Origin of the sequence: Shigella sp. FC1544, assembly GCF_001722145.1 — a bacterium.
GTDB classification, from domain to species: Bacteria; Pseudomonadota; Gammaproteobacteria; order Enterobacterales; family Enterobacteriaceae; genus Escherichia; species Escherichia coli.
In genome coordinates this window covers 1-17,922 of the sequence record NZ_MECT01000255.1, presented here as the reverse complement: position 1 = coordinate 17,922, position 17,922 = coordinate 1, and the positions used below count along the sequence as shown (strand labels likewise).

The following is a 17,922-nucleotide window of genomic DNA, read 5'->3' as shown; positions in this document are numbered from 1 at the left end:
GTGCGCGCGAAGATGTTTAAACTGCGGGCTGTAATTCATTGTCCGGGTTTTCTGCATGGAACTTCTTGTACTTGTCTGGCGGCAGTATCGCTGGCCATTTATCAGTGTGATGGCGCTAAGCCTCGCCAGTGCGGCATTAGGCATTGGCTTAATTGCTTTTATCAATCAGCGCCTTATCGAAATGGCGGATACCAGTCTGCTGGTATTGCCGGAGTTTCTGGGATTATTGCTGCTGCTGATGGCAGTCACTCTCGGATCGCAACTGGCGCTCACCACTTTGGGGCATCACTTCGTTTACCGACTGCGTAGTGAATTTATCAAGCGGATTCTGGATACCCACGTCGAGCGCATTGAACAACTCGGTAGCGCCTCGTTGCTGGCGGGATTAACCAGCGATGTGCGCAATATCACCATTGCTTTTGTGCGTCTTCCGGAACTGGTGCAGGGGATCATTCTCACTATCGGTTCCGCGGCGTATCTGTGGATGCTGTCGGGCAAAATGTTGCTGGTAACGGCTATCTGGATGGCGATCACCATCTGGGGTGGTTTTGTACTGGTGGCGCGGGTGTACAAACATATGGCGACCCTACGTGAAACCGAAGATAAGCTGTACACGGATTTTCAAACTGTACTTGAAGGGCGCAAAGAGCTGACTCTGAACCGGGAACGCGCCGAGTATGTGTTTAACAACCTCTACATCCCCGATGCGCAAGAGTATCGCCATCATATTATTCGCGCAGACACCTTCCATCTTAGTGCCGTGAACTGGTCAAACATCATGATGCTGGGCGCTATCGGCCTGGTGTTCTGGATGGCGAACAGTCTCGGTTGGGCTGATACCAACGTTGCTGCGACCTATTCGTTGACGCTTTTATTCCTGCGTACGCCGCTGCTTTCGGCGGTTGGCGCATTGCCGACGCTGCTGACGGCGCAGGTGGCGTTTAACAAGCTGAACAAATTCGCGCTCGCGCCTTTCAAAGCAGAGTTTCCGCGCCCGCAGGCGTTTCCCAACTGGCAAACGCTGGAGCTGCGTAATGTGACGTTTAGCTATCAGGATAACGCGTTTTCCGTTGGTCCGATTAATCTCACCATCAAACGTGGCGAGCTACTGTTTCTGATTGGTGGTAACGGTAGTGGAAAATCGACGCTGGCGATGTTGTTGACGGGCTTGTATCAGCCACAAAGCGGCGAAATCTTGCTGGATGGCAAACCTGTCAGCGGCGAACAACCGGAAGATTATCGCAAACTGTTTTCGGCAGTGTTTACCGATGTCTGGCTGTTTGATCAACTGCTGGGGCCGGAGGGTAAACCCGCTAACCCGCAACTGGTTGAGAAGTGGCTGGCGCAGCTGAAAATGGCTCATAAGCTTGAGTTAAGCAACGGGCGTATTGTTAACCTGAAGTTATCAAAAGGGCAGAAAAAACGCGTGGCGCTGTTGCTGGCGCTGGCAGAAGAACGCGATATTATCCTGCTGGATGAATGGGCGGCGGATCAGGATCCACACTTCCGTCGTGAGTTTTATCAGGTGTTGCTGCCGCTGATGCAGGAGATGGGTAAAACTATTTTCGCTATCAGTCATGATGATCATTACTTTATCCACGCCGACCGCCTGCTGGAAATGCGCAATGGGCAACTTAGCGAGCTGACGGGCGAAGAGCGCGATGCCGCTTCGCGTGATGCCGTTGCCCGGACGGCATAATATTACGACGCTGACCTGGCGGACTGCTGCCGTCAGGTCAATATGCTAAAAATCCCTTCATTTCTAATAACCCTATAATTAATCAACGAAATTATAATGTTTCTAAAATTAGAATATAATTTATAAACATTATTTAAATGTTGTTACTTAAGTGTTACCTTTGATGCCGCGCAAATCTCACCTGCAATAAAGCGACTAAAAGTAAGGCATTAACAAGATGAAAAAAGTGACTGCCATGCTCTTCTCGATGGCCGTGGGGCTTAATGCCGTTTCGATGGCGGCAAAAGCGAAAGCGTCCGAGGAGCAGGAAACTGATGTACTGTTGATTGGCGGCGGCATTATGAGCGCCACGTTGGGGACCTATTTACGCGAGCTGGAGCCTGAATGGTCGATGACCATGCTGGAGCGCCTGGAGGGTGTCGCGCAGGAGAGTTCGAACGGCTGGAATAACGCCGGAACCGGGCATTCTGCACTGATGGAACTGAACTACACCCCGCAAAACGCCGATGGCAGTATCAGTATTGAAAAAGCAGTCGCCATTAACGAAGCATTTCAGATTTCCCGCCAGTTCTGGGCGCACCAGGTCGAGCGCGGCGTGCTGCGTACTCCGCGTTCATTTATCAATACCGTTCCGCATATGAGCTTTGTCTGGGGCGAGGATAACGTTAATTTCCTGCGCGCCCGTTACGCCGCGTTGCAACAAAGCTCGCTGTTTCGCGGTATGCGTTACTCTGAAGATCACGCGCAGATCAAAGAGTGGGCACCGTTAGTGATGGAAGGGCGCGATCCGCAACAGAAAGTGGCAGCCACGCGTACGGAAATTGGTACCGATGTGAACTACGGCGAGATCACCCGCCAGTTAATTGCTTCCTTGCAGAAGAAATCTAACTTCTCGCTGCAACTCAGCAGCGAAGTCCGCGCCCTAAAGCGTAATGACGATAACACCTGGACCGTTACCGTTGCCGATCTGAAAAATGGCACTGCACAGAACATTCGTGCCAAATTTGTCTTTATCGGCGCGGGCGGTGCGGCGCTGAAGCTGTTACAGGAATCGGGGATTCCGGAAGCGAAAGACTACGCCGGTTTCCCGGTGGGCGGACAGTTTCTTGTTTCGGAAAACCCGGACGTGGTTAATCACCATCTGGCGAAGGTTTACGGTAAAGCATCCGTTGGCGCACCACCGATGTCGGTTCCGCATATCGATACCCGCGTTCTGGACGGTAAACGCGTAGTGCTGTTTGGGCCATTTGCCACCTTCTCAACCAAATTCCTCAAAAACGGTTCATTGTGGGATCTGATGAGTTCCACCACCACCTCTAACGTGATGCCGATGATGCACGTCGGGCTGGATAATTTCGATCTGGTGAAATATCTGGTGAGTCAGGTGATGTTGAGTGAAGAGGATCGTTTTGAAGCGTTGAAAGAGTACTATCCGCAGGCGAAAAAAGAGGACTGGCGTTTGTGGCAAGCGGGGCAGCGTGTGCAGATTATCAAGCGTGATGCCGATAAAGGTGGTGTACTGCGTCTGGGTACTGAAGTGGTCAGTGACCAGCAAGGGACCATTGCCGCGCTCCTGGGAGCATCGCCAGGGGCGTCAACCGCCGCGCCGATTATGTTGGATCTGCTGGAAAAAGTATTTGGCGATCGCGTTTCCAGCCCGCAATGGCAGGCTACGTTGAAAGCGATCGTTCCGTCTTATGGACGCAAGCTGAACGGTGATGTAGCGGCAACAGAACGCGAGTTGCAGTACACCAGCGAAGTGCTGGGGCTGAAATACGACAAGCCGCAGGCAGCAGATAGTACGCCAAAACCGCAGTTGAAACCGCAACCCGTTCAAAAAGAAGTGGCGGATATTGCGTTGTAATGATGTGCCACATCCGGCATGGTATGCCGGATGTGGCGTATACTGATAAGACGCGCCAGCGTCGCATCAGGCAACCGGCTCGGGCGTTAGATGTTGGATGCGGCGTAACCGCCTTATCCAACCAACGGGGTGCCGTACTTCACAACAGTTTAGCGAACTTCTGCGTTGTCAATTTTCTCTTCCGCCTTCCAGACGCGGTATTTCACATCTACATTGTCTGGCGTATACACCACGATCGGCAGCTTGCTGTTGTAACGCAGCATTCCAGCATCGCCCAGATACGCGGTGACAAATTTCTTCTCTTTCTTGCCATCCGGGCAGGCCATCATCGTGGAAACCGGCGAGCTAACTTTATCAAAGACATAATAATCATAGCCCCAGCCTTCCAGCGTTTTGCTTTCCAGCTTCCCGCCGAGACGATGCAAATTGCAATCGACTTCCAGCGTCTGACCGATTAACAGTTCTACTTTCAGGGGAGATTCATCTTCTTGCGGGGTTAACTGAATCACCTGACGCTTCATCCCTTTTTCAGCTTGTGGATAAGGCGCGATTTTTTCCAGTGGCTGGACGCTTTCTGCCGCCCAGGCGGAAGTGGTAGCGAAAGCGGCAAACAATACTGCAGGTAGAATGGTCTTCATTTTTTTGCTTTCCTTCTTCATTTATAGGTTTTCACCGATGATGTCGCTGAAGGTTAACATATTCATAAGATTTATTAATTTGCTTTATGAATAACTTAAAGAATATTCAGACAATTTTACCTGCTCTTTTAGTGTTAAATTCTGATGAGAGAACAAACCAGCAGAAATATCTCTGGTGAATTAATTGCTATATAAATATGTTTATAACCATTTGAAATGTGAGCAAAAGCCCGTTTTTGCCACGCTTCCCGCCACTCTTTTGATCCTGCTACAGGTTTTACCCCGATCGGGGTATGCATCTTTGACACATCCTTTAATATCTTAGCGGTTATAAAAATGGCTTATTAATTATGCGGTTTATTTGGTCGCTCTCAATTTTCAGAGCGCGTTAATGATGGAAGGTCAATGTGAAGATTGATGCATCCCGTCGGGGCATACTCACTGGTCGCTGGCGCAAAGCCAGTAACGGTATCCGTCCGCCCTGGTCCGGTGATGAATCTCATTTTCTGACCCATTGCACCCGTTGCGACGCCTGTATTAATGCTTGTGAAAACAACATTCTGCAACGCGGCGCGGGCGGCTATCCGAGCGTTAATTTCAAAAATAACGAGTGCAGCTTCTGTTACGCTTGCGCGCAGGCTTGCCCCGAATCGCTATTTTCTCCGCGCCACACCAGGGCCTGGGATTTGCAGTTCACCATTGGGGACGCGTGCCTGGCGTATCAGTCAGTTGAATGCCGCCGCTGTCAGGATAGCTGTGAGCCAATGGCAATTATCTTTCGCCCGACGCTCTCCGGGATCTACCAGCCGCAACTTAATAGCCAACTTTGCAACGGATGTGGAGCATGTGCAGCCAGCTGTCCGGTATCAGCCATAACTGCGGAGTATCTCCATGCACACTAACTGGCAAGTTTGCAGCCTGGTCGTGCAGGCCAAAAGCGAACGAATTTCAGACATCAGCACCCAACTGAACGCCTTTCCCGGCTGTGAAGTTGCTGTCAGCGACGCGCCGAGCGGTCAGTTGATTGTGGTGGTGGAAGCAGAAGACAGCGAAACGCTGATCCAAACCATTGAGTCAGTACGCAACGTAGAGGGCGTGCTGGCGGTGTCGCTGGTTTATCACCAGCAGGAAGAGCAAGGTGAGGAAACACCATGAAACTCAGTCGTCGTAGCTTTATGAAAGCTAACGCCGTTGCGGCCGCTGCGGCGGCTGCCGGTCTCAGCGTGCCGGGCGTTGCCCGCGCCGTTGTTGGTCAGCAGGAAGCCATCAAATGGGATAAAGCGCCGTGCCGTTTCTGCGGTACTGGTTGCGGCGTTCTGGTCGGAACGCAGCAGGGACGTGTGGTGGCCTGTCAGGGCGACCCAGACGCACCGGTTAACCGTGGCCTGAACTGCATTAAGGGCTATTTCCTGCCCAAGATCATGTACGGTAAAGACCGTTTGACGCAGCCGCTGCTGCGTATGAAAAACGGTAAATATGACAAAGAAGGCGAATTTACCCTAATCACCTGGGATCAGGCCTTCGATGTGATGGAAGAGAAATTCAAAACCGCCCTGAAAGAAAAAGGGCCGGAATCGATCGGTATGTTCGGTTCTGGTCAGTGGACTATCTGGGAAGGTTATGCCGCGTCCAAGCTGTTTAAAGCGGGCTTCCGTTCGAACAACATCGACCCGAACGCGCGTCACTGTATGGCGTCGGCAGTAGTTGGCTTTATGCGTACCTTTGGTATGGATGAGCCGATGGGCTGCTATGACGACATCGAGCAGGCTGACGCGTTTGTGCTGTGGGGCGCAAACATGGCGGAGATGCACCCGATCCTCTGGTCGCGCATCACTAACCGTCGTCTCTCTAATCAGAACGTCACCGTGGCGGTGCTTTCTACCTACCAGCATCGTAGCTTCGAGCTGGCGGATAACGGCATCATCTTTACGCCACAGTCTGACCTGGTGATCCTGAACTACATCGCCAACTATATCATTCAAAACAATGCGATAAATCAGGACTTCTTCAGCAAACACGTTAACCTGCGCAAAGGGGCGACGGACATTGGCTACGGTTTACGTCCGACCCATCCGCTGGAAAAAGCAGCGAAGAATCCAGGTTCTGACGCCTCCGAACCGATGAGCTTTGAAGATTACAAAGCCTTCGTTGCCGAGTATACGCTGGAAAAAACTGCCGAAATGACCGGCGTGCCGAAAGACCAGTTAGAACAACTGGCGCAGCTGTATGCCGATCCGAACAAGAAAGTCATCTCCTACTGGACGATGGGCTTCAACCAGCATACTCGTGGCGTGTGGGCTAACAACCTGGTCTACAACCTGCACCTGCTGACCGGCAAAATTTCCCAGCCGGGTTGCGGTCCGTTCTCCCTGACCGGGCAACCTTCTGCGTGTGGTACTGCGCGTGAAGTGGGCACCTTTGCTCACCGTCTGCCTGCGGACATGGTGGTGACCAACGAGAAACACCGTGATATCTGCGAGAAGAAGTGGAATATCCCGAGCGGCACCATTCCGGCGAAAATCGGTCTGCACGCGGTGGCACAAGACCGTGCGCTGAAAGACGGCAAACTGAATGTTTACTGGACCATGTGTACCAACAACATGCAGGCCGGGCCGAACATCAATGAAGAGCGTATGCCGGGCTGGCGCGATCCGCGCAACTTCATCATCGTCTCCGATCCGTATCCGACAGTCAGTGCGCTGGCCGCCGACTTGATCCTGCCGACCGCAATGTGGGTAGAGAAAGAGGGCGCTTACGGTAACGCCGAACGCCGTACTCAGTTCTGGCGTCAACAGGTACAGGCACCGGGCGAAGCGAAATCGGATCTCTGGCAGTTAGTCCAGTTCTCCCGCCGCTTCAAAACTGAAGAAGTATGGCCGGAAGATCTGCTGGCGAAGAAACCGGAACTGCGTGGCAAAACGCTGTACGAAGTGCTGTATGCAACACCGGAAGTGAGCAAATTCCCGGTATCCGAACTGGCGGAAGATCAGCTGAACGATGAATCCCGCGAGCTGGGCTTCTATCTGCAAAAAGGGCTGTTCGAAGAGTACGCATGGTTTGGTCGCGGTCACGGTCACGATCTGGCACCGTTCGATGACTACCACAAAGCGCGCGGTCTGCGCTGGCCGGTGGTGAACGGTAAAGAAACGCAGTGGCGTTACAGCGAAGGTAACGACCCGTACGTGAAAGCGGGCGAAGGCTATAAGTTCTACGGCAAACCGGATGGCAAAGCGGTGATCTTCGCACTGCCATTCGAACCGGCGGCGGAAGCACCGGATGAAGAGTACGACCTGTGGCTCTCTACCGGACGCGTTCTGGAGCACTGGCACACCGGCAGTATGACTCGCCGTGTACCAGAACTGCACCGCGCCTTCCCGGAAGCGGTCCTGTTTATTCACCCGCTGGATGCGAAAGCGCGCGATCTGCGTCGTGGCGACAAAGTGAAAGTGGTTTCTCGCCGTGGCGAAGTGATCTCGATTGTCGAAACGCGCGGTCGTAACCGTCCGCCGCAGGGCCTGGTGTACATGCCGTTCTTCGACGCCGCACAGCTGGTTAACAAACTAACGCTGGACGCGACCGATCCGCTCTCGAAAGAGACGGACTTCAAGAAGTGCGCAGTCAAACTGGAGAAGGTGTAAGCCATTATGTCCCGGTCAGCGAAACCTCAAAATGGTCGCCGCCGCTTTCTGCGCGATGTTGTTCGCACAGCAGGCGGGCTGGCTGCCGTGGGTGTGGCGCTGGGGTTACAACAGCAAACCGCACGCGCATCTGGCGTGCGGTTGCGCCCGCCCGGAGCCATAAACGAGAACGCCTTTGCCAGTGCCTGTGTGCGTTGCGGTCAGTGTGTTCAGGCTTGCCCTTACGACACCTTAAAACTGGCGACGCTGGCCTCTGGTCTGTCGGCGGGCACGCCATATTTTGTCGCACGGGATATTCCTTGCGAAATGTGTGAGGACATTCCGTGCGCCAAAGTGTGCCCGAGCGGTGCGCTGGATCGTGAGATCGAATCGATCGACGACGCGCGGATGGGGCTGGCGGTACTGGTGGACCAGGAAAACTGTCTCAACTTTCAGGGGCTGCGCTGCGATGTTTGTTATCGCGAATGCCCGAAAATTGATGAGGCCATCACCCTGGAGCTGGAGCGCAACACGCGTACCGGTAAGCACGCCCGCTTTCTGCCGACGGTTCACAGAGACGCCTGTACCGGTTGCGGTAAGTGCGAAAAAGTGTGCGTGCTGGAACAACCGGCAATCAAGGTGTTACCGCTGTCACTGGCTAAAGGGGAGTTAGGTCACCATTACCGCTTCGGCTGGCTGGAGGGGAACAATGGCAAATCGTAAACGTGACGCCGGGCGCGAGGCGCTGGAGAAAAAAGGCTGGTGGCGCAGTCACCGTTGGCTGGTGTTACGTCGCCTTTGTCAGTTCTTCGTGCTGGGGATGTTTTTGAGCGGTCCGTGGTTTGGTGTGTGGATCTTACACGGTAACTACAGCAGTAGCCTGTTATTCGACACCGTTCCGCTGACCGATCCGCTGATGACGCTGCAAAGTCTTGCCAGCGGTCATCTGCCTGCCACGGTGGCGTTGACCGGTGCGGTGATTATCACCGTGCTCTACGCCCTGGCAGGAAAGCGATTATTTTGCAGCTGGGTCTGCCCGCTGAATCCGATTACCGACTTAGCGAACTGGTTACGCAGGCGCTTTGACCTCAATCAGTCTGCGACGATCCCTCGCCACATTCGCTACGTGCTGTTGGTGGTCATTCTGCTGGGATCGGCCTTAACTGGCACGCTCATCTGGGAATGGATCAACCCCGTATCTCTGATGGGGCGCAGCCTGGTAATGGGCTTCGGCAGCGGCGCGCTGCTTATTCTCGCGCTGTTTTTATTTGATCTACTGGTCGTTGAACACGGCTGGTGCGGGCACATTTGTCCGGTTGGCGCGCTGTATGGCGTGCTGGGTAGCAAAGGTGTGATTACCGTTGCGGCCACCGATCGGCAGAAATGTAACCGCTGTATGGATTGTTTTCATGTTTGCCCGGAACCGCGCGTGCTACGTGCCCCGGTGCTGGATGAACAAAGCCCGGTGCAGGTCACCAGCCGCGATTGCATGACGTGCGGTCGCTGCGTGGATGTCTGTTCTGAGGATGTATTTACAATAACTACACGATGGAGTTCGGGAGCGAAATCATGAAAAGCCATGACCTGAAGAAAGCGCTGTGTCAATGGACGGCGATGCTGGCCCTGGTGGTAAGCGGCGCGGTTTGGGCGGCTAATGGCGTCGATTTTAGCCAGTCGCCGGAAGTATCCGGGACACAGGAAGGGGCCATTCGGATGCCAAAAGAGCAGGAACGGATGCCGCTGAACTATGTGAATCAGCCGCCAATGATCCCGCATAGCGTTGAAGGTTATCAGGTAACGACCAATACCAACCGCTGCTTGCAGTGCCACGGTGTCGAAAGTTATCGCACCACTGGCGCGCCGCGCATTAGTCCTACTCACTTTATGGACAGCGACGGCAAAGTGGGCGCGGAAGTGGCTCCGCGTCGTTATTTCTGTCTGCAATGTCACGTACCGCAGGCCGATACCGCGCCAATCGTGGGGAATACCTTTACCCCATCAAAAGGTTACGGGAAATAAGAGGTTATTATGGGAAATTCTGACCGTAAGCCTGGTCTGATTAAGCGCCTGTGGAAATGGTGGCGTACCCCCAGCCGTCTGGCGCTGGGGACGCTGCTGTTGATCGGTTTTGTTGGCGGCATCGTCTTCTGGGGGGGCTTTAACACCGGGATGGAAAAAGCCAATACCGAAGAGTTCTGCATTAGCTGCCACGAAATGCGCAACACGGTGTATCAGGAATACATGGATTCCGTGCACTACAACAACCGTAGCGGCGTCCGTGCGACCTGTCGGGATTGTCACGTTCCGCACGAGTTTGTGCCGAAGATGATACGCAAGCTCAAAGCAAGTAAAGAGCTGTATGGTAAAATTTTTGGCGTTATTGACACTCCGCAGAAATTTGAAGCTCATCGTCTGACGATGGCACAGAATGAGTGGCGGCGCATGAAGGACAATAACTCGCAGGAGTGCCGTAACTGTCACAACTTCGAGTATATGGATACAACCGCCCAGAAATCGGTTGCCGCGAAGATGCATGACCAGGCGGTGAAAGATGGGCAAACCTGTATTGATTGCCATAAAGGGATAGCGCACAAGCTGCCCGATATGCGTGAAGTCGAGCCAGGTTTTTAACAGGGTTATTGCGTGGGTATGCTTGAAGCCAGAGAGTTACTTTGTGAGCGGGATGAACGAACCTTATTTAGTGGCTTGTCATTTACGCTGAACGCAGGAGAGTGGGTACAAATCACCGGTAGCAACGGCGCGGGGAAGACAACGCTTCTCCGTTTGCTGACGGGGTTGTCTCGCCCTGACGCAGGCGAGGTTCTCTGGCAAGGACAGCCCTTGCATCAGGTACGCGACAGCTACCATCAAAACCTGTTATGGATAGGCCATCAGCCGGGGATCAAAACCCGGCTGACGGCGTTAGAAAATCTGCACTTTTATCATCGCGATGGCGATACCGCACAATGTCTGGAAGCCCTGGCGCAGGCCGGGCTTGCCGGATTCGAAGATATTCCTGTAAATCAGCTCTCGGCCGGGCAACAACGCCGCGTCGCTTTAGCGCGTCTGTGGCTGACCCGTGCCACGTTATGGATCCTCGACGAGCCTTTTACCGCGATTGACGTTAACGGCGTCGATCGTCTGACCCAGCGTATGGCGCAGCATACGGAGCAGGGGGGGATTGTGATTCTGACTACCCACCAGCCGCTCAACGTTGCTGAAAGTAAAATTCGCCGCATTTCACTGACGCAAACGAGGGCCGCATGATGTTCTGGCGCATTTTCCGTCTTGAGCTGCGTGTAGCGTTTCGCCATAGCGCCGAAATCGCCAACCCGCTGTGGTTCTTCCTGATTGTAATTACCCTTTTTCCGCTCAGTATCGGTCCGGAGCCGCAACTGCTGGCGCGTATTGCACCGGGCATTATCTGGGTTGCTGCGCTGCTTTCATCCTTGCTGGCGCTGGAACGACTGTTCCGTGACGATTTGCAGGACGGCAGTCTTGAACAATTGATGTTGTTGCCGTTACCCTTGCCCGCCGTTGTGCTGGCGAAGGTGATGGCGCACTGGATGGTAACCGGTCTGCCGTTACTCATCCTTTCGCCACTGGTAGCAATGCTACTGGGAATGGATGTTTATGGCTGGCAAGTGATGGCGCTGACGCTGCTGCTGGGAACGCCTACGCTTGGCTTTCTCGGTGCACCGGGTGTGGCGTTGACAGTGGGACTTAAGCGCGGTGGTGTGCTGCTCAGCATACTGGTGTTACCGCTGACTATCCCATTACTCATCTTTGCCACCGCCGCGATGGACGCGGCTTCCATGCATTTGCCCGTTGACGGGTATCTGGCAATTTTAGGCGCGTTGCTGGCAGGCACCGCGACATTAAGTCCTTTTGCGACGGCGGCAGCGTTACGAATCAGCATTCAATAACGCTGGATTACTGATTTTTGTTCGAGTCTGGTATCGAAACTATGTGGAAAACACTGCATCAACTGGCGATCCCACCACGGCTGTATCAAATCTGTGGCTGGTTTATACCGTGGCTGGCAATTGCCAGTGTGGTCGTGCTTACCGTCGGCTGGATCTGGGGATTCGGCTTTGCTCCGGCTGATTATCAGCAGGGAAATAGCTACCGCATTATCTACCTGCATGTGCCTGCGGCGATCTGGTCGATGGGTATTTATGCATCAATGGCGGTGGCGGCGTTTATTGGCCTTGTCTGGCAGATGAAAATGGCCAACCTGGCGGTGGCGGCGATGGCCCCCATTGGTGCCGTGTTTACCTTTATTGCCCTGGTTACCGGCTCTGCATGGGGAAAACCGATGTGGGGCACCTGGTGGGTATGGGATGCACGTCTGACTTCTGAACTGGTGCTGCTGTTTTTGTATGTGGGTGTGATTGCCCTGTGGCACGCCTTCGACGACCGCCGTCTGGCGGGCCGTGCGGCAGGTATCCTGGTGCTGATTGGCGTGGTGAATCTGCCGATTATTCATTACTCCGTGGAGTGGTGGAACACCCTGCATCAGGGATCAACGCGGATGCAGCAAAGTATCGATCCGGCGATGCGTTCGCCGCTGCGCTGGTCGATTTTTGGCTTCCTGCTCCTGTCTGCCACGCTGACGCTGATGCGGATGCGTAATTTGATTTTGCTGATGGAAAAACGCCGTCCGTGGGTGAGTGAACTGATACTGAAAAGAGGCCGTAAATGACCCCTGCATTTGCTTCCTGGAATGAATTTTTCGCAATGGGCGGTTACGCCTTTTTTGTCTGGCTGGCGGTGGTGATGACCGTTATTCCGCTGGTGGTTTTGGTCGTGCACTCGGTGATGCAGCATCGCGCAATTCTGTGTGGTGTGGAGCAACAGCGGGCGCGTGAGGCGCGTTTACGTGCTGCGCAACAGCAGGAGGCTGCATGAATATTCGCCGTAAAAACCGCTTGTGGATTGCCTGTGCTGTGTTGGCAGGTTTGGCGCTGACCATCGGTCTGGTGCTGTATGCGCTGCGCTCGAATATCGATCTCTTTTATACGCCGGGGGAAATTCTCTACGGCAAGCGTGAAACTCAGCAAATGCCGGAAGTCGGTCAGCGTCTGCGCGTTGGCGGGATGGTGATGCCGGGTAGTGTGCAGCGCGATCCCAATTCGCTGAAAGTGACCTTCACCATTTACGACGCTGAAGGCTCAGTGGATGTCTCTTACGAAGGCATTTTGCCGGATCTGTTCCGTGAAGGGCAGGGCGTTGTGGTGCAGGGCGAGCTGGAAAAAGGCAATCATATCCTCGCGAAAGAAGTGCTGGCGAAACACGACGAAAACTACACGCCGCCAGAAGTTGAGAAAGCGATGGAAGCTAACCACCGTCGCCCGGCGAGTGTTTATAAGGACCCAGCATCATGATGCCGGAAATTGGAAACGGGCTGCTGTGCCTGGCGCTGGGAATTGCGCTGCTGCTGTCCGTGTATCCGCTATGGGGCGTGGCGCGCGGAGATGCGCGCATGATGGCGTCTTCCCGCTTGTTTGCCTGGCTGCTGTTTATGTCTGTGGCTGGCGCATTTCTGGTGCTGGTCAATGCTTTCGTGGTCAACGACTTTACCGTCACCTATGTTGCCAGCAACTCCAATACCCAGCTTCCGGTGTGGTATCGCGTGGCGGCTACCTGGGGCGCGCATGAAGGTTCGCTTCTGCTGTGGGTGCTGCTGATGAGCGGCTGGACCTTTGCGGTGGCGATTTTTAGTCAGCGTATTCCGCTGGATATTGTGGCCCGTGTACTGGCGATAATGGGGATGGTCAGCGTCGGCTTTTTGCTGTTCATTCTCTTTACCTCTAACCCGTTCTCACGCACGCTGCTGAACTTCCCAATTGAAGGGCGCGATCTTAACCCGCTGTTACAGGATCCGGGGCTGATCTTCCATCCGCCTCTGCTTTATATGGGGTACGTGGGTTTCTCGGTGGCGTTTGCTTTTGCCATTGCTTCTTTGCTGAGCGGGCGTCTGGACAGCACTTATGCGCGTTTTACTCGCCCGTGGACGCTGGCGGCGTGGATTTTCCTGACGCTCGGCATTGTGCTCGGTTCCGCATGGGCCTATTACGAACTCGGCTGGGGGGGCTGGTGGTTCTGGGATCCGGTAGAAAACGCCTCGTTTATGCCGTGGCTGGTGGGGACTGCGCTGATGCACTCACTGGCGGTCACTGAACAACGCGCCAGCTTCAAAGCGTGGACATTACTGCTGGCAATCAGTGCCTTCTCGTTGTGTCTGCTGGGGACTTTCCTGGTGCGTTCCGGCGTGCTGGTATCGGTACACGCGTTTGCCTCTGATCCGGCACGCGGTATGTTTATCCTCGCCTTTATGGTACTGGTGATTGGTGGTTCGCTGCTGCTGTTTGCCGCGCGTGGACACAAAGTTCGCTCACGCGTAAACAATGCGCTGTGGTCGCGGGAATCTCTGCTGTTAGCGAACAACGTTTTGTTGGTCGCCGCGATGCTGGTGGTATTACTGGGGACGCTGCTGCCGCTGGTGCACAAGCAACTGGGACTGGGCAGTATTTCGATTGGCGAACCGTTCTTCAACACCATGTTTACCTGGCTGATGGTGCCGTTTGCGCTGCTGCTTGGTGTCGGTCCTCTAGTGCGCTGGGGGCGCGATCGCCCACGTAAAATCCGCAATTTATTGATTATCGCCTTCATCTCAACGCTGGTGCTGTCGCTGCTGCTGCCGTGGCTGTTCGAAAGCAAAGTTGTGGCGATGACGGTGCTCGGCCTGGCAATGGCCTGCTGGATTGCTGTGCTGGCAATTGCGGAAGCTGCGCTGCGTATTTCACGTGGCACGAAAACCACCTTCAGTTATTGGGGAATGGTGGCGGCTCACCTGGGGCTGGCAGTGACAATTGTTGGTATTGCCTTTAGCCAGAACTATAGCGTTGAGCGTGATGTGCGCATGAAGTCCGGCGATAGCGTCGATATTCATGAATATCGCTTCACCTTCCGTGATGTCAAAGAGGTGACTGGCCCGAACTGGCGCGGCGGTGTGGTGACTATTGGCGTAACGCGAGAGGGTAAACCGGAAACGGTGCTGTATGCGGAAAAACGTTATTACAACACTGCCGGGTCGATGATGACCGAAGCGGCGATTGACGGCGGCATCACGCGTGACCTGTACGCCGCGCTCGGTGAAGAGCTGGAAAACGGCGCGTGGGCCGTGCGTCTTTACTACAAACCGTTTGTTCGCTGGATTTGGGCGGGCGGGCTGATGATGGCGTTGGGCGGACTGCTGTGTCTGTTTGATCCTCGCTATCGTAAGCGCGTGAGTCCGCAAAAAACTGCGCCGGAGGCTGTATGAAGCGCAAAGTATTGTTAATTCCGTTGATTATCTTCCTGGCGATTGCCGCGGCGCTGCTGTGGCAGCTGGCGCGTAATGCCGAAGGGGATGATCCGACCAATCTGGAATCGGCGCTCATTGGCAAGCCAGTTCCGAAGTTTCGCCTCGAATCACTGGACAATCCGGGGCAGTTTTATCAGGCGGATGTGCTGACTCAGGGCAAACCTGTGCTGCTTAACGTCTGGGCTACCTGGTGTCCGACCTGCCGTGCGGAACATCAATATCTGAATCAGCTTTCTGCGCAGGGCATTCGCGTGGTCGGCATGAACTATAAAGACGATCGCCAGAAGGCAATAAGCTGGCTGAAAGAGCTGGGCAATCCTTACGCGCTAAGCCTGTTTGATGGCGATGGCATGTTAGGGCTGGATCTCGGTGTCTATGGCGCGCCAGAAACGTTCCTCATCGACGGCAACGGCATCATTCGCTATCGCCATGCGGGCGATCTCAATCCTCGCGTCTGGGAAGAAGAGATCAAGCCGCTGTGGGAGAAATACAGTAAGGAGGCCGCACAATGAGGTTTTTATTGGGCGTGCTGATGCTGATGATCTCCGGCTCAGCGCTGGCGACCATCGACGTGTTGCAGTTTAAGGATGAAGCGCAGGAGCAGCAGTTCCGCCAACTCACTGAAGAACTACGCTGCCCGAAATGCCAGAACAACAGCATTGCCGATTCCAACTCGATGATTGCCACCGACCTGCGCCAGAAAGTGTATGAACTGATGCAGGAAGGTAAAAGTAAAAAAGAGATTGTCGATTATATGGTGGCGCGTTACGGCAACTTCGTCACTTACGATCCGCCGTTAACGCCGCTGACCGTGCTGCTGTGGGTGCTTCCGGTAGTGGCTATTGGCATTGGCGGTTGGGTCATTTACGCCCGTTCGCGGCGTCGGGTACGCGTGGTGCCGGACGCGTTTCCTGAACAAAGCGTGCAGGAAGGTAAGCGTGCCGGATATATTGTTTATCTGCCGGGTATTGTGGTGGCGTTAATTGTGGCTGGCGTCAGCTACTACCAGACTGGCAATTATCAGCAGGTGAAAATCTGGCAGCAGGCCACGGCACAGGCTCCGGCGTTGCTGGACAGGGCGCTGGATCCGAAAGCCGATCCGCTCAACGAAGAAGAGATGTCGCGTCTTGCGCTGGGGATGCGTACTCAACTGCAAAAAAATCCGGGAGATATAGAAGGCTGGATTATGTTGGGCCGCGTTGGCATGGCGCTGGGTAACGCCAGTATCGCCACCGATGCATACGCTACTGCGTATCGCCTCGATCCGAAAAACAGTGATGCCGCACTGGGTTATGCTGAAGCGTTGACACGTTCATCTGATCCCAACGACAACCGCCTCGGTGGTGAACTGCTGCGCCAGTTGGTGAGAACGGACCATAGCAATATCCGTGTGTTAAGCATGTATGCGTTTAATGCCTTTGAGCAGCAGCGATTTGGCGAAGCCGTTGCCGCGTGGGAGATGATGTTGAAACTCTTATCTGCCAACGATACTCGCCGTGCGGTGATTGAACGTAGTATCGCGCAGGCGATGCAACATTTGTCGCCGCAGGAGAGTAAATAAAAAGAGGCCCGATGGTGATGCCATCGGGCTATTTTTATTGTGCCCCGCGTTGTTGCAGGAACAGAATGGTGGCTGCCACGCGTGAGCGGACATTGAGTTTGCGCAGCAGATTGCGAATATGTACTTTTACTGTCTGCTCTGAAATATTCAACACCGAGGCAATCTGTTTATTTGACAGCCCCTGTGCCAGCTCATGCAGAACATCCAGCTCGCGCTCCGTCAGCACGCTGAAGGGATCTTCTTCCGCGCCAAACATTTCACGTTCACGTAAGTACTGATTGACGCGTTCGCTAAAGACTTTGCTGCCTTTCGCTCCAGCACGAATTGCTTCCAGCAATACTTCCGGGTCGCTGTCTTTCAACAGATAACCGTCTGCGCCTGCGTCTATCAGCGCAAAGACATCGCTGGAGGCATCTGATACGGTCAGGATAATAATTTGCGCGGTAACGCCATCCCTGCGCAAGGCATTGAGGGTATCCAGGCCACTCATACCTTTCATATTGAGATCCAGCAAGATCACGTCGATATCCAGTCTATTCGCCAGATCGATCGCGCTCGCGCCGTCGCCCGCTTCGGCGACCACTTCAAAGCCAGGATCAAGCTCCAGTAACTGACGAACACCGCGTCGCATAAGTGGATGATCATCCACAATCATCACCTGAAAAGGCGTTGCTTCAGGCATAGTAGTCTCCTGGGGTTTTATTAGAATCATTATGTTTGAGCGTAGCGTTGGTAACGCTACCAGGCGCGTGAATGTTACCCCATTTTATGTATGGACATGTAGTGAAAACTACAACCTTGTCGTTCGCTTTGGCATCATTTTCATTATAAAGACGGAATTTTGCATCAGCTTCTCATCGGTAATGACTCCAACTTACTGATAGTGTTTTATGTTCAGATAATGCCCGATGACCTTGTCATGCAGCTCCACCGATTTTGAGAACGACAGTGACTTCCGTCCCAGCCTTGCCAGATGTTGTCTCAGATTCAGATTATGTCGCTCAATGCGCTGAGTGTAACGCTTGCTGATAACGTGCAGCTTTCCCTTCAGGCGTGATTCATACAGCGGCCAGCCATCCGTCATCCATACCACGACCTCAAAGGCCGACAGCAGGCTCAGAAGACGCTCCAGTGTGGCCAGAGTGCGTTCACCGAAGACGTGCGCCACAACCGT

At 54.0% G+C, this 17,922-nt stretch carries 20 protein-coding genes and 1 pseudogene; 17 read left to right on the top strand and 4 right to left on the bottom strand.

Annotated elements, in window-relative coordinates; genetic code table 11:
* Positions 1 to 55: 55 nt before the first annotated feature.
* Together yojI and mqo are read left to right on the top strand one after the other, a co-directional pair.
* Entirely contained in the window at positions 56 to 1,699 is a 1,644-nt protein-coding gene (gene yojI, locus BGK49_RS13585) for a microcin J25 efflux ABC transporter YojI (RefSeq protein ID WP_000422160.1), read from the top strand.
* Positions 1,700 to 1,916: 217 nt separating this feature from the next.
* Positions 1,917 to 3,563: a malate dehydrogenase (quinone) gene (mqo, locus tag BGK49_RS13580; protein WP_000758039.1), complete on the top strand. Its 1,647-nt coding sequence runs from the start codon at positions 1,917 to 1,919 to the stop codon at positions 3,561 to 3,563.
* Between the two features lie 149 nt (positions 3,564 to 3,712).
* Here mqo and eco read toward each other — a convergent pair whose 3' ends face one another.
* Together eco and yojO are read right to left on the bottom strand one after the other, a co-directional pair.
* Positions 3,713 to 4,222, bottom strand: a complete 510-nt coding sequence (eco, locus tag BGK49_RS13575) for a serine protease inhibitor ecotin (RefSeq protein ID WP_000712245.1) — start codon at positions 4,220 to 4,222, stop codon at positions 3,713 to 3,715.
* Between the two features lie 113 nt (positions 4,223 to 4,335).
* Positions 4,336 to 4,500, bottom strand: a complete 165-nt coding sequence (gene yojO, locus BGK49_RS30180) for a protein YojO (protein ID WP_001296837.1) — start codon at positions 4,498 to 4,500, stop codon at positions 4,336 to 4,338.
* 108 nt (positions 4,501 to 4,608) lie between these two features.
* Between yojO and napF the strand changes: the two genes are divergently transcribed.
* From napF to ccmH, 15 genes are read left to right on the top strand one after another with little or no spacing between them, the layout of a single operon-like run.
* The gene (gene napF / locus BGK49_RS13565; protein WP_000686723.1) at positions 4,609 to 5,103 is read left to right on the top strand and encodes a ferredoxin-type protein NapF; all 495 of its coding nucleotides are present in this window, start codon (positions 4,609 to 4,611) and stop codon (positions 5,101 to 5,103) included.
* Complete coding sequence (gene napD / locus BGK49_RS13560) at positions 5,093 to 5,356, top strand: chaperone NapD (RefSeq protein ID WP_000557378.1); 264 nt, start codon at positions 5,093 to 5,095, stop codon at positions 5,354 to 5,356. The genes napF and napD overlap by 11 nt, the downstream gene beginning before the upstream one ends.
* Complete coding sequence (gene napA, locus BGK49_RS13555; protein WP_000778039.1) at positions 5,353 to 7,839, top strand: periplasmic nitrate reductase subunit alpha; 2,487 nt, start codon at positions 5,353 to 5,355, stop codon at positions 7,837 to 7,839. The genes napD and napA overlap by 4 nt, the downstream gene beginning before the upstream one ends.
* Positions 7,840 to 7,845: 6 nt before the next feature.
* Entirely contained in the window at positions 7,846 to 8,541 is a 696-nt protein-coding gene (napG, locus tag BGK49_RS13550) for a ferredoxin-type protein NapG (protein WP_000091290.1), read from the top strand.
* Positions 8,528 to 9,391, top strand: coding sequence for a quinol dehydrogenase ferredoxin subunit NapH (gene napH / locus BGK49_RS13545; protein ID WP_000013507.1), 864 nt, complete (start codon positions 8,528 to 8,530; stop codon positions 9,389 to 9,391). Before napG ends, napH begins: the two co-directional genes overlap by 14 nt.
* On the top strand, positions 9,388 to 9,837 hold the full coding sequence (napB, locus tag BGK49_RS13540; protein WP_000835177.1) for a nitrate reductase cytochrome c-type subunit: 450 nt from the start codon (positions 9,388 to 9,390) through the stop codon (positions 9,835 to 9,837). Before napH ends, napB begins: the two co-directional genes overlap by 4 nt.
* A 9-nt stretch (positions 9,838 to 9,846) precedes the next feature.
* Positions 9,847 to 10,449 (top strand): cytochrome c-type protein NapC, encoded by a 603-nt coding sequence (napC, locus tag BGK49_RS13535; protein WP_000528380.1) that lies wholly within the window; start codon positions 9,847 to 9,849, stop codon positions 10,447 to 10,449.
* Positions 10,450 to 10,461: 12 nt separating this feature from the next.
* A complete protein-coding gene (ccmA, locus tag BGK49_RS13530; protein ID WP_000525587.1) occupies positions 10,462 to 11,085 on the top strand; it encodes a cytochrome c biogenesis heme-transporting ATPase CcmA in 624 nt (207 codons plus the stop codon).
* Positions 11,082 to 11,744: a heme exporter protein CcmB gene (ccmB, locus tag BGK49_RS13525; protein ID WP_000971730.1), complete on the top strand. Its 663-nt coding sequence runs from the start codon at positions 11,082 to 11,084 to the stop codon at positions 11,742 to 11,744. Before ccmA ends, ccmB begins: the two co-directional genes overlap by 4 nt.
* A 41-nt stretch (positions 11,745 to 11,785) precedes the next feature.
* Entirely contained in the window at positions 11,786 to 12,523 is a 738-nt protein-coding gene (gene ccmC, locus BGK49_RS13520) for a heme exporter protein CcmC (protein WP_001295447.1), read from the top strand.
* Positions 12,520 to 12,729: a heme exporter protein CcmD gene (gene ccmD / locus BGK49_RS13515; RefSeq protein WP_000186538.1), complete on the top strand. Its 210-nt coding sequence runs from the start codon at positions 12,520 to 12,522 to the stop codon at positions 12,727 to 12,729. Before ccmC ends, ccmD begins: the two co-directional genes overlap by 4 nt.
* On the top strand, positions 12,726 to 13,205 hold the full coding sequence (gene ccmE / locus BGK49_RS13510; RefSeq protein WP_001026418.1) for a cytochrome c maturation protein CcmE: 480 nt from the start codon (positions 12,726 to 12,728) through the stop codon (positions 13,203 to 13,205). Before ccmD ends, ccmE begins: the two co-directional genes overlap by 4 nt.
* On the top strand, positions 13,202 to 15,145 hold the full coding sequence (gene ccmF, locus BGK49_RS13505; RefSeq protein ID WP_000982424.1) for a cytochrome c-type biogenesis heme lyase CcmF: 1,944 nt from the start codon (positions 13,202 to 13,204) through the stop codon (positions 15,143 to 15,145). Before ccmE ends, ccmF begins: the two co-directional genes overlap by 4 nt.
* Positions 15,142 to 15,699 carry a thiol:disulfide interchange protein DsbE gene (gene dsbE, locus BGK49_RS13500; protein ID WP_000824439.1) on the top strand — a complete coding sequence of 186 codons (558 nt, stop codon included), beginning with the start codon at positions 15,142 to 15,144 and terminating at the stop codon, positions 15,697 to 15,699. The genes ccmF and dsbE overlap by 4 nt, the downstream gene beginning before the upstream one ends.
* Positions 15,696 to 16,748 (top strand): cytochrome c-type biogenesis thiol:disulfide oxidoreductase CcmH, encoded by a 1,053-nt coding sequence (gene ccmH, locus BGK49_RS13495; protein WP_001211561.1) that lies wholly within the window; start codon positions 15,696 to 15,698, stop codon positions 16,746 to 16,748. The genes dsbE and ccmH overlap by 4 nt, the downstream gene beginning before the upstream one ends.
* Positions 16,749 to 16,782: 34 nt before the next feature.
* On the opposite strand, the gene narP is transcribed toward ccmH, so the two are convergent.
* Entirely contained in the window at positions 16,783 to 17,430 is a 648-nt protein-coding gene (gene narP / locus BGK49_RS13490) for a nitrate/nitrite response regulator protein NarP (RefSeq protein WP_001113637.1), read from the bottom strand.
* Positions 17,431 to 17,622: 192 nt separating this feature from the next.
* Positions 17,623 to 17,922: pseudogene (locus BGK49_RS13485) on the bottom strand (IS1-like element IS1X2 family transposase); the annotation flags it as partial.

Excerpts from the sequence above, each read along its gene's own strand:
- ccmE (WP_001026418.1), top strand. The coding sequence starts at position 12,726 with ATGAATATTCGCCGTAAAAACCGCTTGTGGATTGCCTGTGCTGTGTTG.
- yojI (WP_000422160.1), top strand. The coding sequence starts at position 56 with ATGGAACTTCTTGTACTTGTCTGGCGGCAGTATCGCTGGCCATTTATC.
- mqo (WP_000758039.1), top strand. The coding sequence starts at position 1,917 with ATGAAAAAAGTGACTGCCATGCTCTTCTCGATGGCCGTGGGGCTTAAT.
- ccmD (WP_000186538.1), top strand. The coding sequence starts at position 12,520 with ATGACCCCTGCATTTGCTTCCTGGAATGAATTTTTCGCAATGGGCGGT.
- dsbE (WP_000824439.1), top strand. The coding sequence starts at position 15,142 with ATGAAGCGCAAAGTATTGTTAATTCCGTTGATTATCTTCCTGGCGATT.
- narP (WP_001113637.1), bottom strand. The coding sequence starts at position 17,430 with ATGCCTGAAGCAACGCCTTTTCAGGTGATGATTGTGGATGATCATCCA.
- ccmF (WP_000982424.1), top strand. The coding sequence starts at position 13,202 with ATGATGCCGGAAATTGGAAACGGGCTGCTGTGCCTGGCGCTGGGAATT.
- ccmH (WP_001211561.1), top strand. The coding sequence starts at position 15,696 with ATGAGGTTTTTATTGGGCGTGCTGATGCTGATGATCTCCGGCTCAGCG.
- ccmB (WP_000971730.1), top strand. The coding sequence starts at position 11,082 with ATGATGTTCTGGCGCATTTTCCGTCTTGAGCTGCGTGTAGCGTTTCGC.
- yojO (WP_001296837.1), bottom strand. The coding sequence starts at position 4,500 with ATGCATACCCCGATCGGGGTAAAACCTGTAGCAGGATCAAAAGAGTGG.
- napB (WP_000835177.1), top strand. The coding sequence starts at position 9,388 with ATGAAAAGCCATGACCTGAAGAAAGCGCTGTGTCAATGGACGGCGATG.
- ccmC (WP_001295447.1), top strand. The coding sequence starts at position 11,786 with ATGTGGAAAACACTGCATCAACTGGCGATCCCACCACGGCTGTATCAA.
- napA (WP_000778039.1), top strand. The coding sequence starts at position 5,353 with ATGAAACTCAGTCGTCGTAGCTTTATGAAAGCTAACGCCGTTGCGGCC.
- napG (WP_000091290.1), top strand. The coding sequence starts at position 7,846 with ATGTCCCGGTCAGCGAAACCTCAAAATGGTCGCCGCCGCTTTCTGCGC.
- eco (WP_000712245.1), bottom strand. The coding sequence starts at position 4,222 with ATGAAGAAGGAAAGCAAAAAAATGAAGACCATTCTACCTGCAGTATTG.
- napH (WP_000013507.1), top strand. The coding sequence starts at position 8,528 with ATGGCAAATCGTAAACGTGACGCCGGGCGCGAGGCGCTGGAGAAAAAA.
- napC (WP_000528380.1), top strand. The coding sequence starts at position 9,847 with ATGGGAAATTCTGACCGTAAGCCTGGTCTGATTAAGCGCCTGTGGAAA.
- napD (WP_000557378.1), top strand. The coding sequence starts at position 5,093 with ATGCACACTAACTGGCAAGTTTGCAGCCTGGTCGTGCAGGCCAAAAGC.